The sequence below is a fragment of the Pseudomonas sp. BN102 genome (genome assembly GCF_029871245.1).
GTDB lineage: Bacteria > Pseudomonadota > Gammaproteobacteria > Pseudomonadales > Pseudomonadaceae > Metapseudomonas.
In genome coordinates, this window is record NZ_SSON01000077.1 from 409,310 (window position 1) to 425,108 (window position 15,799).

Below are 15,799 nucleotides of genomic sequence, written 5' to 3' on the forward strand. Positions count from 1 at the left end.
GCATCGCCAGATACAGTGAAATACGCGAAGTTCGCTTCGCCTTCCCGGTAACCCGAGCGAATCAGCGCCCGCCTCCTTCAGGGCGCTGTTCGACTCAGGACAATGGAGCGTCGTAGATGAGCAACAAGAACAACGAAGACCTGCAGCGCCAAGCCTCGGACAACACCCTGGGCCTCAACCCGGTGATAGGGATCCGTGGCAAGGACCTGCTGTCTTCTGCGCGGATGGTGCTGTTGCAAGCCATCAAGCAACCTTTTCACAGTGCCAAGCACGTCGCTCATTTCGGCCTGGAATTGAAGAACGTGCTGCTCGGCCAGTCCGGCCTGCAACCGGAATCCGACGACCGCCGCTTCAATGACCCGGCCTGGAGCCAGAACCCGCTGTACAAGCGTTACATGCAGACCTACCTGGCCTGGCGCAAGGAGCTGCATAGCTGGATTGAGCAGAGCAATCTCAACGAGCAGGACTCAAGCCGCGGGCACTTCGTCATCAACCTGATGACCGAAGCCATGGCGCCCACCAACAGCATGGCCAACCCGGCTGCCGTGAAGCGCTTCTTCGAGACCGGCGGCAAGAGCCTGCTGGACGGCCTCTCCCACCTGGCCAAGGATCTGGTGAACAACGGCGGCATGCCCAGCCAGGTGAATATGGACGCCTTCGAGGTCGGCAAGAACCTCGCCACCACCGAAGGCGCCGTGGTGTTCCGCAACGACGTGCTGGAGCTGATCCAGTACAAGCCAATCACCGAGAGCGTGCACGAGCGCCCGCTGCTGGTGGTGCCGCCACAGATCAACAAGTTCTACGTCTTCGACCTGTCGCCGGAGAAGAGCCTGGCGCGCTTCTGCCTGCGCAGCGGCCTGCAGACCTTCATCGTCAGCTGGCGCAACCCGACCAAGGCCCAACGCGAGTGGGGCCTGTCCACCTACATCGATGCCCTGAAGGAAGCCATCGACGTGATCCTCAAGATCACCGGCAGCAAGGACCTCAACATCCTCGGCGCCTGCTCCGGCGGCATCACCACGGTCGCCCTGCTCGGCCACTACCAGGCCATTGGCGAGCACAAGGTCAACGCCTTCACCCAGATGGTCAGCGTGCTCGACTTCAACCTGGCGGATACCCAGTTCGTCTTGTTCGCCGACGAGCAGACCCTGGAAGCCGCCAAGCGCCGCTCGTATCAGGCCGGCGTGCTGGAAGGCAAGGACATGGCCAAGGTCTTCGCCTGGATGCGGCCCAACGACCTGATCTGGAACTACTGGGTCAACAATTACCTGCTCGGCAACGAGCCGCCGGCGTTCGATATCCTCTACTGGAACAACGACACCACGCGCCTGCCGGCCGCCTTCCACGGCGAACTGGTCGAGATGTTCAAGACGAACGCCCTGACCCGTCCCAACGCCCTGGAAGTCTGCGGTACGCCCATCGACCTGAAGCAGATCACCTGCGACTTCTTCTGCCTGGCCGGCACCACCGACCACATCACCCCCTGGGAAGCCTGCTACCGCTCGGCGCTCCTGCTGGGTGGCAAGTGCGAGTTCGTGTTGTCCAACAGCGGCCACATCCAGAGCATCCTCAATCCGCCGGGCAACCCGAAGGCACGCTTCTCCACCAGCAGCGAGATGGTGGCCGATCCCAAGGCCTGGCTGGAAAACGCCACCAAGCATGCCGACTCCTGGTGGCTGCACTGGCAGAAATGGATAGGCGAACGCTCGGGCGAGACCAAGAAAGCCAGATTCACTCTGGGCAACAAGGCCTTCCCGGCCGGTGAAGCCTCGCCCGGTACCTATGTACACGAGCGATGAGACCCTGCGCCCTGCGCACCGCTGCCCATGGCACCAGGATGTGCCCTGCGCGCCGCCGGCACCTGCCGGCGGCGACGCCCAGTCACAGCCTGGCGGACACGGGGGAGGCCGGCGAAGGCCTCTTCCGGCCTTTTAATCAATAGGGCCCTGCGCATGCCGCTACCTTTCGTATTCCGAACCATCGATCTCGACGGCCAGACCATCCGCACCGCCGTCCGCCCCGGCCAGTCGCACATGACACCGTTGCTGATCTTCAATGGAATCGGCGCCAACCTCGAGCTGGTATTCCCCTTCGTCCAGGCGCTGGACCCTGACCTGGAGGTGATCGCCTTCGACGTGCCCGGTGTCGGCGGTTCTTCGACCCCGAGCATGCCCTACCGCTTCTGCGGCCTGGCCAAGCTGGCCGCACGCATGCTGGACTACCTGGACTACGGCCAGGTCAGCGCCATCGGCGTGTCCTGGGGTGGCGCCCTGGCCCAGCAATTCGCCCACGACTACCCGGAGCGCTGCAAGAAGCTGATCCTCGCCGCCACGTCGGCCGGCGCCGTCATGGTCCCGGGCAAGCCCAAGGTGCTCTGGCGCATGGCGAGTCCGCGGCGCTACATCCAGCCGTCCTACGGCGTGCACATCGCCCCGGACATCTACGGTGGCGCCTTCCGCCGCGACCCGAGCCTGGCGATGGCCCACGCCAGCAAGGTGCGCTCCTCCGGCAAGATGGGCTACTACTGGCAACTGTTCGCCGGCCTCGGCTGGACCAGCATCCACTGGCTGCACCGCATCCACCAGCCGACCCTGGTGCTGGCCGGCGACGATGACCCGATCATCCCGCTGGTGAACATGCGCCTGCTGGCCTGGCGCATCCCCAATGCGGAACTTCATGTGATCGACGATGGTCACCTGTTTCTCGTGACCCGCGCCGAAACGGTGGCGCCGATCATCATGAAGTTTCTCGCCGAGGAGCGCCAACGCGCGATTATCCACCCCCAGGCGTTGCCGCTGCGAAGCAACTGAACAGCCACCGCTCCCTTGTGGGGCGGGGGCCGTGCGCCCGACCCAGACCGGTGCGCACTGTCATCAACTTGAATTCTGCCCACGATAGTCTGGAATGCACTTCGGGCTCCTGATGGTACAAGCCTTGCTGTAGACCTCCTGAACCACGGACCGAATACGGAGCGTTGCCCCCATGCGAGAAAAACAAATCCCGGGCACCTTGCCGGCACCTGCCAATTTCATGAACGCACAGAACGCCATCGTCGGACTGCGCGGCAAGGATCTGTTCTCCACCGTACGCAACCTGGCGCTGCACGGACTGCGGCACCCGGTGCACAGTGCACGACATGTGCTCGCCTTCGGCGGCCAGGTCGGCCGAGTGCTGCTCGGCGACACCCTGCACCAGCCCAACCCGCAGGACAGCCGCTTCGCCGACCCCTCCTGGCAGCACAACCCCTTCTACCGCCGCGGCCTGCAGGTCTACCTCGCCTGGCAGCGGCAACTCGGCGCCTGGATCGAGGAAAGCGACCTCAGCGACGACGACCGTGCCCGCGCCCGTTTCGTCCTGGCCCAACTGAGCGACGCACTGGCACCCACCAACAGCCTGCTCAACCCGCTGGCGGTGAAGGAGCTGTTCAACACCGGCGGGCTCAGCCTGGTCAAGGGCCTCGGCCACCTGCTGGACGACCTGCTGCACAACGACGGCATGCCCAGCCAGGTCAGCAAGCACGCCTTCGAGATCGGCCGCACCCTCGCCAACACCTCCGGTGCCGTGGTCTTCCGCAACGAGTTCCTGGAGCTGATCCAGTACAAGCCCATGAGCGAGAAGCAGTACCTGCGGCCGCTGCTGGTGGTGCCGCCGCAGATCAACAAGTACTACATCTTCGATCTCGCGCCGGAAAAGAGCTTCGTCCAGTACGCCCTGAAGAACGGGCTGCAGGTGTTCGTGGTGAGCTGGCGCAATCCCGATGCGCGCCATCGCGAATGGGGCCTCTCCACTTACGTGCAGGCAGTCGAAGAAGCCCTGGATACCTGCCGCGCCATCACCGGCAGCAAGGAAGTCAACCTGATGGGCGCCTGCGCCGGCGGGCTGACCATAGCCGCCCTGCAAGGCCACCTGCAGGCGCGCCGACAACTGCGCAAAGTCAGTAGCGCCACCTACCTGGTCAGCCTGCTGGACAGCCAGGTGGACAGCCCCGCCGCACTCTTCGCCGACGAGCAGACCCTGGAAGCCGCCAAGCGCCGCTCCTACCAGGCCGGCGTGCTCGAGGGCAAGGACATGGCCAAGGTCTTCGCCTGGATGCGCCCCAACGACCTGGTGTGGAACTACTTCGTCAACAACTACTTGATGGGACGCCAGCCGCCCGCGTTCGACATCCTCTACTGGAACAACGACAACACCCGCCTGCCCGCCGCGCTGCATGGCGACTTGCTGGACTTCTTCAAGCACAACCCGCTGACCCGCAGCGGCGGCCTGGAGATCTGCGGCACGCCGATCGACCTGCAGAAGGTCACTGTGGACAGCTTCAGCGTCGCCGGCATCAACGACCACATCACCCCCTGGGATGCCGTCTACCGCTCGGCCATGCTGCTGGGCGGCGACAGCCACTTCGTGCTGTCCAACAGTGGGCACATCCAGAGCATCCTCAACCCACCGGGCAACCCCAAGGCGAACTACTACGAGAACGCCAAGCTCAGTTCCGACCCGCGCGCCTGGTACTACGACGCCAAGCACGTGCAAGGCAGCTGGTGGGCGAAGTGGCTGGGCTGGATCCAGGAGCGCTCCGGCGAGCAGCGGGAAACCATCATGGCCCTGGGCAACCAGGACCATCCGCCGATGGAAGCCGCGCCCGGCACCTATGTGCACGTTCGCTGACTACTTCACGGGCTGACCGGGCAACCCCCCGGCCAGCCTTTACCCCGATCAGAAAAGCCTGGCAAAGAAGACTGGATGAAGACCCGCGACCGCATCCTCGAATGCGCCCTCGACCTGTTCAACCGCAATGGCGAGCCCAATGTCACCACCCTGGAGATCGCCACCGAACTGGGCATCAGCCCCGGCAACCTCTACTACCACTTCCACGGCAAGGAGCCGCTGGTGATGGCGCTGTTCGAGCGCTTCCAGGAGGAGCTGGCCCCCCTGCTCGACCCGCCGGCCGAGGCGCAGCTGGACGAGGAGGATTACTGGCTGTTCCTGCACCTGATTGTCGAGCGCCTGGCGCAGTACCGCTTCCTTTTCCAGGACCTGTCCAACCTCGCCGGGCGCCTGCCGAAACTCGGTCGCGGCATGCGCAACTGGCTGAACCACCTCAAACGCACCCTGGCCGCCCTGCTCGCCCGCCTCAAGGCCGAACACCAGCTGGTCAGCGATACCGAGGCCCTTGGACAACTGGTGGAGCAGATCACCTTGACCCTGCTGTTCTCCCTCGACTACCAGCGGGTGATCGGCAGTGGCGGCGAGATCCGCCTGGTGGTCTACCAGGTGATGATGCTGGTCGCCCCGCACTTGCGTCCCGGCTCCCGCCACGCTGCCGAGAGCCTGGCCAGGCGCTACCTGGACGCCTGAAACGCAAACGCCCGGCCTAGGCCGGGCGCTTGCGTCATACCGATGCAGCTCAGGACTGGCTGACTGGCGGCACTGCCGGAGTAGCAGGTGCCGATGCCGGTGCAGCCGGAGCGGCGCTCGGAGCCGGAGTGGCGGTGGCGGCCGGAGCGGCAGCCGGGGCCGGGTTCGGAGCCGGCGCTGCAGGCTTGGCGGCCTTGGGCGCTGCGGGCTTCTTCGCCGCCGGTTTCTTCGCCGCTGCAGGCTTGGCCGCGGCGGCCGGCTTGGCAGCGGGTTTCGCTGCGGCAGGCTTGGCGGCTGCGGCAGGCTTGGCAGCGGTTTTGGTTGCCGGTTTGGCAGCGGCCGCCGCTTTCGCCGCAGGTTTGGCCGCCGGCTTCGCAGCAGCTTTCGCCGAAGCGGGTTTGGCAGCGGGTTTCGCCGCAGCCTTGGCGGCCGGTTTGGCGGCGACCTTGGCAGCAGGCTTGACCGACTTGGCCGACACGCCGGTGAGTTTCTCGAGCTGCTTGGTCAAGGAATCCACCTTGCCTTGCAGGTCCTTCACCTCAGTGCGGCTGGGCACGCCCAGGCGAGAAATCGCGCTGTTCAGACGCTTGTCAAAAGCCTCCTCCAGCTCGCTCCATTTGCCGATCGCCTTGCCCCTGACTTCCTCGACCTTGGACTTGGCCGAGCCCACGCGGGAGCCGACCTTCGACTTGACCGCGTCTACTTGCTTGTCCACCTCGGTCTTGGCCTGCTTCTCGGCCTTCTCGCCATCCTTGACCAGCGTATCGAACAGCTTGGAGCCGTCGTTGCTGATCTTCGAGTAAGCCCCCAAGCCAGCCAACCAGATCTGGCGCGAGTAATTCTCGATCTCGCCGATCCAGGAGTTGGTGTCTTTATCGGTTTTTTTCTTGCCAGCCATCCTGCTCTCCTTATTTGGTTCGCGCGACGTGCTCGAGCAACGCGCTCAGCTCATCAAGCTTAGCAGAGAGTGCCTCAACGTCCTGCCGGGAGGGAATACCAATGCGGTTGAGAGCGCTGGCTACTCGGTTGTCGAAAGCCTTCTCGATCTTGTCGAGTTGAACCTCGACCTTTTCCTTCACGCCGGTGACGCTGTTCTTCACGCTGTCGAACTGGCTGTTGGCGGCTTCGACCTGCTCGTCGACCAGCTTCTTGCCCTGCTTCTCGACGCCTTCGCCGGTCTTCACCAGCTCCTTGAAATAGTCGACGCCCTCGGCGCCGGCCTTGGCGTAGGCACCCAGGCCAGCCAACCAGATCTTGCGGGCGTAGAGCTTGACGTCAGCGAGGACGGTGGGCTTGCTTTCTACTTTCTCGACTTTCTTCTTGACGGCTACTTTGGCCATGATGCACCTCACGCGGAATGGTAGATGACTCGCCCTTTTTCAGGGCTTGAGCGCAAGGTAGCGAGGAAAATTAGAAACCGCATACTAGCCGCAGAATTGGTACGGGGCGCGGCATCTGTGTGGAGCGAATTCATTCGCGAAGGGCCGCGCAGCGGCCCCCATGAATGTCCCGGCTCAGACCAGGTATTCGTCCAACGCCTTCTCAATCTCGCGTTTGATCATGCCGCCCATGGCCGACAGCAACAGGCCCAGCTTGACCTCAACACGCACCTTGTCGGCGCCCACCTCGATCTGGCCATCCGCACCACTGCGCCTGAATTCCAGGGTGTCGCCGCGCCACTGGTAACGCACGTCGTACTCGCGCGCCAGGCGTTCGGCCAGCTTCTCGGCCTTCTCACGCACGGCCTCGTGGCTCAGGGTGTGCGAACGTTCGACATGGATACGGGACATGGACTGCTCCTGCTGCGACCTTTGGTCGCGCGAATATACCAGCCCCCGCGGGCCCTGGCCGCAACCCCCGCCATCCACCGCCAAGACAAAGCCGGGCGCCGGCATTAGAATGGCCGCCATTCAATTCCGGTGGCAGCGACATGAACGATCCGCGCAAAGGCAACGATGCCGAACCCACGACCCACTTTGGTTACCAGCAGGTTCCGGAAAGCCAGAAGGCTGACAAGGTTGCCGAGGTGTTCCACTCGGTTGCGGCCAAGTACGACCTGATGAACGACCTGATGTCCGGTGGCGTCCACCGCCTGTGGAAGCGCTTCACCATCGAGCTGTCCGGCGTGCGTCCGGGCAACCGGGTGCTGGACATCGCCGGCGGCACCGGCGACCTCACCCGCCAGTTCTCGCGTCTGGTGGGCATGACCGGAGAGGTGGTGCTGGCGGACATCAACGCCTCCATGCTCAAGGTCGGCCGCGACAAGCTGATGGACAGCGGCGTGGCCGGCAACGTCAGCTTCGTTCAGGCCGACGCCGAGAAGCTGCCCTTCCCCGACAACCACTTCGACGTGGTCACCATCGCCTTCGGCCTGCGCAACGTCACCCACAAGGAAGACGCCCTGCGCTCCATGCTGCGGGTGCTCAAGCCGGGTGGCCGCCTGCTGGTACTGGAGTTCTCCAAGCCCACCAGCGGCCTGCTGTCCAAGGCCTACGACGCCTACTCCTTCAGCCTGCTGCCGCTGATGGGCAAACTGATCACCAACGACGCCGAAAGCTACCGCTACCTGGCCGAGTCGATCCGCATGCACCCGGACCAGGAAACCCTCAAGGCGATGATGGCCGGGGCCGGATTCGAGCGGGTCACGTACCACAACATGACCGGCGGCATCGTCGCCCTGCACCGCGGCATCAAGCCCTGATGCTGACCCAGGCGCTGCTGGCCGGCATCGAGCTCGGCCTCAACCGGGTGCTGACCCTGGACAGCACCGCGTTGCCGCGCATGGCCGCCCTGGAAGGCAGCGTCATCGAAGTCGACTGCCAGAACCCGGCGCTGACCCTCTTCCTGCTCCCCGGCGGCGACGGCCTGAAGCTCTCCGCCCACTGGTCCGCGCCCGCTGACTGCCGCCTGCGCGCGCCGGCTGGCAGCTTGCTGCGGCTGGCCGGCAGCAAGGACAAGACCAGCATCCTGCACAGCCCGGAAGTGACCCTGGAAGGCGACAGCGGCGTGCTGCTGGAGCTCGCGGCCATCCTCCAGGACCTCGAGCTGGACTGGGAATACGAACTGTCGCGCTGGCTCGGCCCGGTGGGCACGCAACTGCTCGCCGGCCACCTGCGCAGCCGCGCCAGCTGGGCCGGACAGGGCCTGGACAGCCTGCGGCAGAACCTCGCCGACTACCTGGCCGAAGAGTCCCGCACCCTGGTCGGCCGGCGTGAAGCCGACGCCCGCTTCGCCGAGCTGGACCGCCTCAAGCTCGCCCTCGACCGCCTCGATGCCCGCGTCGAGCGTCTGAACCAGAGAACCAAGCCCAACGCATGAAGCTGCTCGCCGCCCGCCGCCTGTTGCGCATCCAGCAGGTCGTCATCCGCTACCGCCTCGACGACCTGCTGCTCGAACTGCCGCTGCCCTGGTGGCTGCGTACGCTGAGCTATGCCCTGCCCTGGCGCTGGCTGCCGCGCAAGGAGCTGACGCTGACCCGCGGCGAGCGCCTGCGCTTGGCCCTGGAGGACCTGGGACCGATCTTCATCAAATTCGGCCAGTTGCTCTCCACCCGCCGCGATCTGATGCCGCCGGACATCGCCGACGAACTCGCACGCCTGCAAGACCGGGTGCCCCCCTTCGCCCCGGCGACGGCCGTCGCGCGCATCGAGGAGCAACTCGGCGCCAAGGTCAGCCAGGTCTTCGCCCGCTTCGACGTCGAGCCCCTGGCCTCCGCCTCGGTGGCCCAGGTCCACGCCGCCCAGCTGAAAAGCGGTGAGGAAGTGGTGGTCAAGGTGATCCGCCCCAACCTGCGGCCGATCATTCGCCAGGACCTCGCCTGGCTGTTCATCCTCGCCCGCCTGGCCGAGCGCATCTCCAGCGACGCCCGCCGCCTGCGCCCGGTGGAAGTGGTCGACGACTACGAGAAGACCATCTACGACGAGCTCGACCTGCTCCGCGAGGCGGCCAACGCTAGCCAGCTGCGGCGCAACTTCGACGGCTCGCCATTGCTCTACGTGCCCCAGGTCTACTGGGACTGGTGCCGGCCCAAGGTGCTGGTGATGGAGCGCATCTACGGCATCCCGGTGACCGATCTCGCTACCCTCGCCGACCAGCGCACCGACATGAAGCTGCTGGCCGAGCGCGGCGTGGAGATCTTCTTCACCCAGGTGTTCCGCGACAGTTTCTTCCACGCCGACATGCACCCGGGGAACATCTTCGTCGCCACCCGCCAGCCCTGGAACCCGCAGTACATCGCCATCGACTGCGGCATCATCGGCAGCCTCACCCCCGAGGACCAGGACTACCTGGCGCGCAACCTGATCGCCTTCTTCAAGCGCGACTACCGCCGCGTGGCCCAGCTGCACATCGATTCCGGCTGGGTACCGCCGGAAACCAAGGTCAACGATTTCGAGGCGGCCATCCGCACCGTCTGCGAGCCCATATTCGAGAAACCGCTGAAGGACATCTCCTTCGGCCAGCTGCTGCTGCGCCTGTTCCAGACTGCCCGCCGCTTCAACATGGAAGTCCAGCCGCAGCTGGTGCTGCTGCAGAAGACCCTGCTGAACATCGAAGGCCTCGGCCGCCAGCTCTACCCCGACCTGGACCTCTGGACCACCGCCCAGCCCTTCCTCGAACGCTGGATGCGCGAGCGCATCAGCCCTCTGCACCTGCTGCGCAATCTGCAGCAGCAGGCCGAACAGGTGCCGCACCTGTCGCAGATGGCGCGCGAAACCCTGGAGCGCCTGGCGCTGCCCACCCGCGCCCCGCAAAAAGCCGAGGCCCCAGCTCGCCCGCACTGGCCGGCGCGCTTGCTCGGCGCCCTGCTGATCGCCGGTGCCGCCACCCAGGGCCTGGCGCCCACCGCCGAGACCTGGCCGAGCTGGCTGATGCTGGCCGGCGGTCTATATCTGGTACTGCGCCGATAGCCAGCCCTGGCTGGCACTGGCACACTATTTCGATCCGAGCGCCGGCCCCGCGGGGCGGCCCTGTTGTGGAAGAGATGATGAAAGACTGGCTGGAAGAGATTCACTGGAACGCCGAAGGCCTGGTCCCGGCGATCGCCCAGGACCACAAGACGGGCCGCGTGCTGATGATGGCCTGGATGAACCGCGAAGCCCTCGCCCTCACCGTTGCCGAGAACCGCGCCATCTACTGGTCACGCTCCCGTGGCAAGTTGTGGCGCAAGGGCGAGGAGTCCGGCCATGTGCAGCAACTCCACGAGCTGCGCCTGGACTGCGATGCCGACGTCGTCATCCTGCTGGTCGAGCAACTGGGCGGCATCGCCTGCCATACTGGGCGCGAAAGCTGCTTCTACCGCGTCTTCGAAGACGGCGCCTGGAAGACCGTCGACCCCGTGCTCAAGGATCCGCATGCCATCTACGCCGCAGGACACAGCCATGAGTGACACCCTCGCCCGCCTGGCCGAAGTGCTGGAGGAGCGCAAGAACACCGCGCCCGACAGCTCCTACGTGGCCAGCCTGTACCACAAGGGCCTGAACAAGATCCTGGAGAAGGTCGGTGAAGAAGCGGTGGAAACCATACTCGCCGCCAAGGACGCCGCCGCCAGCGGCGATTCCAGCGACCTGATCTACGAAACCGCCGACCTCTGGTTCCACAGCCTGGTCATGCTCGCCGCCCTCGGCCAGCACCCGCAGGCCGTGCTCGATGAACTGGACCGTCGCTTCGGCCTGTCCGGGCACGCCGAAAAGGCCGCCCGCCAGCCCTCCGCCTGACAAAGACAATCAAGAGGAACACACCATGGGCATCTTCGACTGGAAACACTGGCTGGTCATTCTCATCGTCGTCGTACTGGTCTTCGGCACCAAGCGCCTGAAAACCCTCGGCTCCGACGTCGGCGACGCCATCAAGGGCTTCCGCAAGGCCATGAACACCGAGGAAGGCGACAAGGGCCCCGAGCAGAGCAGTGCCCAGCAACCCGGCGCAGCCCCCCTGAACCAGGCCCAGACCATCGAAGGTCAGGCGCAGAAGGTGCAGGATCCGGTGACCCGCAAGGACTGATGACCCATGTTCGGTATCAGCTTCGGTGAACTGCTGCTGATCGGCCTGATCGCACTGCTGGTGCTCGGGCCCGAGCGGCTGCCCGGCGCGGCGCGCACCGCCGGCCTGTGGATCGGCCGCCTCAAGCGCAGCTTCAATGCCATCAAGACCGAGGTCGAGCGCGAGATAGGCGCCGACGAGATCCGCCGCCAGCTGCATAACGAACACATCATGGCGCTGGAGAAGCAGATCAAGGAGAGCATCGTGCCTCCCGCTGCCAGCAGCGCTACCCAGGAAAGCGCGCCGGCACCTGAAGCCGCCAGCGAGCCGGCGCCAGTGGCCAGCCCAGCGGCCCCGGCACCCAGCCAGGCGGCGAGCGGTGACCCAGCACCCGCCACGCCCCAGGCCCCCATCGAACCGCAGCAGCCGTCCCGCATCCCATGAGCGACCAGAAGCCGGAACAGGACCAGGAAATGCCCCTGGTCTCGCACCTCACTGAACTGCGTACGCGCCTATTGCGCTGCGTGGTGGCGATCTTCGTCATCTTCGCCGGCCTGTTCTATTTCGCCCAGAAGATCTACACCCTGGTCTCGGCGCCGCTGCGCCAGTACCTGCCGGAAGGCGCGACCATGATCGCCACCGACGTGGCCTCGCCCTTCCTCACGCCGTTCAAGCTGACCATGGTGGTGGCGCTGTTCCTCGCCATGCCGGTGATCCTGCACCAGGTCTGGGGCTTCATCGCCCCAGGCCTGTACAAGCACGAGAAACGCATCGCCTTGCCGCTGCTGGTCTCCAGCATCGTGCTGTTCTACGGCGGCATGGCCTTCGCCTACTTCCTGGTGTTCCCGCTGATCTTCCACTTCTTCGCCAGCGTGACCCCGGAAGGCGTGTCGATGATGACCGACATCAGCAGCTACCTCGACTTCGTGATGACGCTGTTCTTCGCCTTCGGCGTCGCCTTCGAGATTCCCGTGGCCGTGGTCCTGCTGATCTGGATCGGCGTGGTCAACGTCGAATACCTCAAGCGCATCCGCCCCTACGTGATCATCGGCTGCTTCGTCGTCGGCATGGTCCTGACTCCGCCGGACATCTTCTCCCAGACCCTGCTGGCCGTGCCCATGTGGCTGCTGTACGAGGTTGGCGTGTTCTGCGGCAGCCTGATCCGCAAGCGTGGCGACCACCCGGAAGACGACGCCGAAGAACCCGGCAACCAGCCGCCCGCCACCCGCCCGTGAACCTGCTTCTCCTCGAAGACGCCGATTTCGTCGCGGCGGACCGGGCGCGGCTGGAAGGGCGGCGCCTGAAGCACCTGCATGAAGTGCACCGCGCCGAAGCAGGCGACAGCCTGCGGGTCGGCCACCTCGGCGGCCTGATGGGCCAGGGGCGTCTGCTGCACCTGGCGGCGGACTGCGCGGAACTGGAAGTCAGCTTCGACCAGCCGCCGCCGACCAAGCTGCCCATTACCCTGCTGCTGGCCCTGCCGCGTCCCAAGATGCTCCGCCGCGTGTTGCAGACGGTGGCCGCCATGGGCGTGCCGCGCCTGGTGCTGCTGAGCAGCTACCGGGTGGAAAAGAGCTTCTGGCAGACCCCTTTCCTCGAGCCCGCGGCCATCCGCGAGCAGCTGATCCTGGGCCTGGAACAGGCGCGTGATACCGTCCTGCCCGAAGTGATCATCGAGAAGCGCTTCAAGCCCTTCGTCGAAGACCGCCTGCCGCAGCTCGCCGCCAACACCCTGGGCCTGGTCGGTCACCCCGGCGACCATCCACCCTGCCCGCGTGCGGTGGAGCGGCCCATCACCCTGGCGATAGGCCCGGAAGGCGGCTGGATTCCCTACGAGGTGGAGAAGCTCCACGAGGCTGGCCTTACCCCCGTGCAACTCGGCGAACGCATCCTGCGCGTCGAGACGGCCGTCACGGCCCTGCTCGCCCGGCTGTTCTGAGGCGCGTTGCTGGCGTAGGCTGGCAGCATCCTGTGCCGACATCGAGATTGCCATGCGCCCGCTGACCATCGACCTCGACCAGTTGGCCTTCGCCCTCAACACCGAAGGCCTCGACCACTACCTCGACCTCCTCAGCGGCAAGGTGCTGCTGATCCCCGAAGAAGACGCCGACCCCGAACTGGAAGCGCTGCTGCGCACCGAGCCGGAGCGCTTCCTGCTGGTGGAACCCCTGAGCCAGGGCGACGAACTGGCGCTGATGGAGGAGTTCCTCCACGAAGTGGTCCATCCCCATGCCTACGCCGCCCTGGAACAGGCCCTGGCAGGGCGCAAGCCGGTGCGCACCTTCCGGCACGTGCTGATGGAATATCCCGTGCTGCTGGAAGCCTGGCACGCCTACGAGGCCGCCCGCCTGCGCGAACTGGCCCAGGACTGGCTGGAAGAGAACGAGCTGCAACCGGCGAAACCGTTGCATTGACCGCCCAGTGTCAGCGCTTGTCGCAGGATGGGGTCGGGCGGCGCTCCTCCGAGTGTTGCGCTACCCATCTGCCAGGTTCGTTGGGCTTCGCGTAGCTCAGCCCAACCTACAGCCCTGCATTGAGGTTCCCGGTATCAACGCTCTTCGGTGGGGGCGATTTCAATCGCTGAGCAGACCGCAGGTCTGCCGTGGCGCCCTGAGAGGCAGCTGCGCTGCCCTAAGCGAATGAATTCGCCCCCACAAGGGAGCCGCACCTGCCCGCTCTTCAGAGCACCTGCCGCAGGAAGCTCTGCGCGCGCGGGTCCTGGGGCTGGGCGAAGAACTGCGCGGGGGGCGCATCCTCCAGCAGTTTGCCGTGGTCGAAGAACAGCACCCGGTCGGCCACCTCGCGGGCGAAGCCCATTTCGTGGGTGACGCAGACCATGGTCATGCCTTCCACGGCCAGGGCCTTCATCACGTCCAGCACCTCGCCGACCATTTCCGGGTCCAGCGCCGAGGTGGGCTCGTCGAACAGCATCACCTTGGGGTCCATGCACAAGGCGCGGGCGATGGCCACGCGCTGCTGCTGGCCGCCGGAGAGGCGCGAGGGGTACTCGTTGGCCTTCTGCGCAATGCCGACCTTGGCCAGCAGCGCCTGGGCCTTGGCCTCGCGTTCGGCCTTGCCGCGCTTGCGCACGACCTTCTGCGCCAGGCAGAGGTTCTCCAGCACGGTCATGTGCGGGAACAGGTTGAAGTGCTGGAACACCATGCCCACCTCGCGACGGTAGGCGTTCACATCGGTCTTGGGGTTGGCGAGGTCGACGCCGTCGATGCTCACCGAGCCGGAATCCAGTTCTTCCAGGCCGTTCAGGCAGCGCAGGAACGTGGACTTTCCGGAGCCCGAAGGCCCGATCACCACCACCACTTCACCACGCTTCACTTGCGTACTGACGTTATCCACAGCCCGCACTTCATGGCCGCGGGCATCGAAGACTTTCACCAGGTTGCGGACTTCAATCACTTTTCCCGAGCCTCCGCTCCAGACGGCTGGCGATTTGCGACAGCGGCAGGTTGATGACGAGGTAGAGCGCAGCGACGCAGAACCAGATCTCGAAGGTGGAGAAGGAGGTGGTAATCGCTTCGCGCCCGCTCTTGGTCAGTTCGGTGATGGCGATCACCGAGACCAGCGAGGTGTCCTTGACCAGGCTGATGAACTGGCCGGCCAGCGGTGGCAGCACACGCTTGAACGCCTGCGGCAGGATCACGTGGCGCATGGACTGGCCGCCGGTCAGGCCGAGAGACCGCGCCGCCTCGTTCTGGCCGCGGGCGATGGACTGCACCCCGGCGCGGACGATCTCGCCGACATAGGCGCCGGTGAACAGCGCCAGTGCCGCCACCCCGGCGAATTCGCGGGAGAGGTTCAGCACGGTGCCGATGAAGAAGTAGAAGATAAAGATCTGCACCAGCAGCGGCGTACCGCGCACCAGCTCGACGTAGACGGTGGACAGGTCGCGCAGTGTGGGGTTGTTCGACAGCCGGCAGAGGCCGGTGAAGAGGCCGATCAACAGGCCGAAGGCGCCAGACACGAAGGATATCCACAGGGTGGTCCAGAGTCCCCAGAGCAGCGGGCCAGCCGCCCAGTGGCGGGTGACGCCGACCAGGTCGCCCTCGGAAACGTCGTCGCCCTGGCTCACCTGCAGGCTGTCGCGGGCCACCTCCAGCACCTGCTCCTCGCCGCCCTCGGCGGTCAGGGTCACGCGGGCCATGCCGCCGGCATCATTGATGGCGCTGACCGTGCCGTAATCGGCGGCACGCTGGCCTTCCTCGGCCTGGTAGGCGAAGTACTGGGGCACCCGATTCCAGCGCCATTCGTAGGAAATCAGCGAAGTGGAGTACCAGAGGCCATAGGCAATGACGACCAGGATCACGCCGGTCAGAACATGCCAGGGCCAGTTACGGCGATGTTTTCTTGTCACGGTAAATCTCGCTCATGGCGATGCATGAAAGACAAAAGGCAGGTCCGGCCTTGTGAGCCGGGACCTGCCGCTTGCAGCTCGACGCTTGGCGCCGCC

Annotated in this window: 19 protein-coding genes; 14 read left to right on the forward strand and 5 right to left on the reverse strand. The window is 65.4% G+C overall.

Annotated features, from left to right (window positions below; translation table 11 throughout):
* Window positions 1-116 precede the first annotated feature (116 nt).
* From phaC (E8F12_RS25820) to E8F12_RS25835, 4 genes are all read left to right on the forward strand, one after another.
* Entirely contained in the window at window positions 117-1,799 is a 1,683-nt protein-coding gene (gene phaC / locus E8F12_RS25820; RefSeq protein WP_280328056.1) for a class II poly(R)-hydroxyalkanoic acid synthase, read from the forward strand.
* A 153-nt stretch (window positions 1,800-1,952) separates the two neighbouring features.
* Window positions 1,953-2,810, forward strand: a complete 858-nt coding sequence (gene phaZ, locus E8F12_RS25825; protein WP_280328057.1) for a poly(3-hydroxyalkanoate) depolymerase — start codon at window positions 1,953-1,955, stop codon at window positions 2,808-2,810.
* Between the two features lie 172 nt (window positions 2,811-2,982).
* A complete protein-coding gene (phaC, locus tag E8F12_RS25830; RefSeq protein ID WP_280328058.1) occupies window positions 2,983-4,665 on the forward strand; it encodes a class II poly(R)-hydroxyalkanoic acid synthase in 1,683 nt (560 codons plus the stop codon).
* 75 nt (window positions 4,666-4,740) lie between these two features.
* A complete protein-coding gene (locus tag E8F12_RS25835; RefSeq protein WP_280288197.1) occupies window positions 4,741-5,355 on the forward strand; it encodes a TetR/AcrR family transcriptional regulator in 615 nt (204 codons plus the stop codon).
* A gap of 49 nt (window positions 5,356-5,404) precedes the next feature.
* Here E8F12_RS25835 and E8F12_RS25840 read toward each other — a convergent pair whose 3' ends face one another.
* The 3 genes from E8F12_RS25840 to E8F12_RS25850 form a co-directional block, all read right to left on the reverse strand.
* On the reverse strand, window positions 5,405-6,253 hold the full coding sequence (locus E8F12_RS25840) for a phasin family protein (protein ID WP_280328059.1): 849 nt from the start codon (window positions 6,251-6,253) through the stop codon (window positions 5,405-5,407).
* Window positions 6,254-6,263: 10 nt separating this feature from the next.
* Window positions 6,264-6,695: a phasin family protein gene (locus E8F12_RS25845; protein WP_280287407.1), complete on the reverse strand. Its 432-nt coding sequence runs from the start codon at window positions 6,693-6,695 to the stop codon at window positions 6,264-6,266.
* 174 nt (window positions 6,696-6,869) lie between these two features.
* Entirely contained in the window at window positions 6,870-7,145 is a 276-nt protein-coding gene (locus tag E8F12_RS25850) for a polyhydroxyalkanoic acid system family protein (RefSeq protein ID WP_280328060.1), read from the reverse strand.
* Between the two features lie 140 nt (window positions 7,146-7,285).
* Here E8F12_RS25850 and ubiE point away from each other — a divergent pair, with 140 nt between their 5' ends.
* The 10 genes from ubiE (at window position 7,286) to E8F12_RS25900 (ending at window position 13,748) form a co-directional block, all read left to right on the forward strand.
* Entirely contained in the window at window positions 7,286-8,056 is a 771-nt protein-coding gene (gene ubiE, locus E8F12_RS25855) for a bifunctional demethylmenaquinone methyltransferase/2-methoxy-6-polyprenyl-1,4-benzoquinol methylase UbiE (protein WP_280328061.1), read from the forward strand.
* A complete protein-coding gene (locus E8F12_RS25860) occupies window positions 8,056-8,673 on the forward strand; it encodes an SCP2 sterol-binding domain-containing protein (protein ID WP_280328062.1) in 618 nt (205 codons plus the stop codon). The genes ubiE and E8F12_RS25860 overlap by 1 nt, the downstream gene beginning before the upstream one ends.
* A complete protein-coding gene (ubiB, locus tag E8F12_RS25865) occupies window positions 8,670-10,262 on the forward strand; it encodes a ubiquinone biosynthesis regulatory protein kinase UbiB (RefSeq protein ID WP_280328063.1) in 1,593 nt (530 codons plus the stop codon). The genes E8F12_RS25860 and ubiB overlap by 4 nt, the downstream gene beginning before the upstream one ends.
* Before the next feature lie 77 nt (window positions 10,263-10,339).
* Window positions 10,340-10,741: a phosphoribosyl-AMP cyclohydrolase gene (hisI, locus tag E8F12_RS25870; RefSeq protein WP_280328064.1), complete on the forward strand. Its 402-nt coding sequence runs from the start codon at window positions 10,340-10,342 to the stop codon at window positions 10,739-10,741.
* Window positions 10,734-11,069 carry a phosphoribosyl-ATP diphosphatase gene (locus E8F12_RS25875; RefSeq protein WP_280328065.1) on the forward strand — a complete coding sequence of 112 codons (336 nt, stop codon included), beginning with the start codon at window positions 10,734-10,736 and terminating at the stop codon, window positions 11,067-11,069. The genes hisI and E8F12_RS25875 overlap by 8 nt, the downstream gene beginning before the upstream one ends.
* A 25-nt stretch (window positions 11,070-11,094) precedes the next feature.
* Window positions 11,095-11,355 carry a twin-arginine translocase TatA/TatE family subunit gene (locus tag E8F12_RS25880; RefSeq protein WP_280328066.1) on the forward strand — a complete coding sequence of 87 codons (261 nt, stop codon included), beginning with the start codon at window positions 11,095-11,097 and terminating at the stop codon, window positions 11,353-11,355.
* A gap of 6 nt (window positions 11,356-11,361) precedes the next feature.
* Window positions 11,362-11,778 (forward strand): Sec-independent protein translocase protein TatB, encoded by a 417-nt coding sequence (tatB, locus tag E8F12_RS25885; RefSeq protein WP_280328067.1) that lies wholly within the window; start codon window positions 11,362-11,364, stop codon window positions 11,776-11,778.
* Complete coding sequence (gene tatC, locus E8F12_RS25890; RefSeq protein ID WP_280328068.1) at window positions 11,775-12,569, forward strand: twin-arginine translocase subunit TatC; 795 nt, start codon at window positions 11,775-11,777, stop codon at window positions 12,567-12,569. Before tatB ends, tatC begins: the two co-directional genes overlap by 4 nt.
* Window positions 12,566-13,273, forward strand: a complete 708-nt coding sequence (locus E8F12_RS25895) for a 16S rRNA (uracil(1498)-N(3))-methyltransferase (protein ID WP_280328069.1) — start codon at window positions 12,566-12,568, stop codon at window positions 13,271-13,273. The genes tatC and E8F12_RS25895 overlap by 4 nt, the downstream gene beginning before the upstream one ends.
* Window positions 13,274-13,325: 52 nt before the next feature.
* The gene (locus E8F12_RS25900; protein ID WP_280328071.1) at window positions 13,326-13,748 is read left to right on the forward strand and encodes a UPF0158 family protein; all 423 of its coding nucleotides are present in this window, start codon (window positions 13,326-13,328) and stop codon (window positions 13,746-13,748) included.
* A gap of 265 nt (window positions 13,749-14,013) precedes the next feature.
* Here the strand turns inward: E8F12_RS25900 and E8F12_RS25905 are convergent, their stop codons facing one another.
* Window positions 14,014-14,748 carry an amino acid ABC transporter ATP-binding protein gene (locus E8F12_RS25905; protein WP_280328072.1) on the reverse strand — a complete coding sequence of 245 codons (735 nt, stop codon included), beginning with the start codon at window positions 14,746-14,748 and terminating at the stop codon, window positions 14,014-14,016.
* Entirely contained in the window at window positions 14,741-15,703 is a 963-nt protein-coding gene (locus tag E8F12_RS25910) for an amino acid ABC transporter permease (RefSeq protein WP_280328074.1), read from the reverse strand. Before E8F12_RS25910 ends, E8F12_RS25905 begins: the two co-directional genes overlap by 8 nt.
* Window positions 15,704-15,799 lie beyond the last annotated feature (96 nt).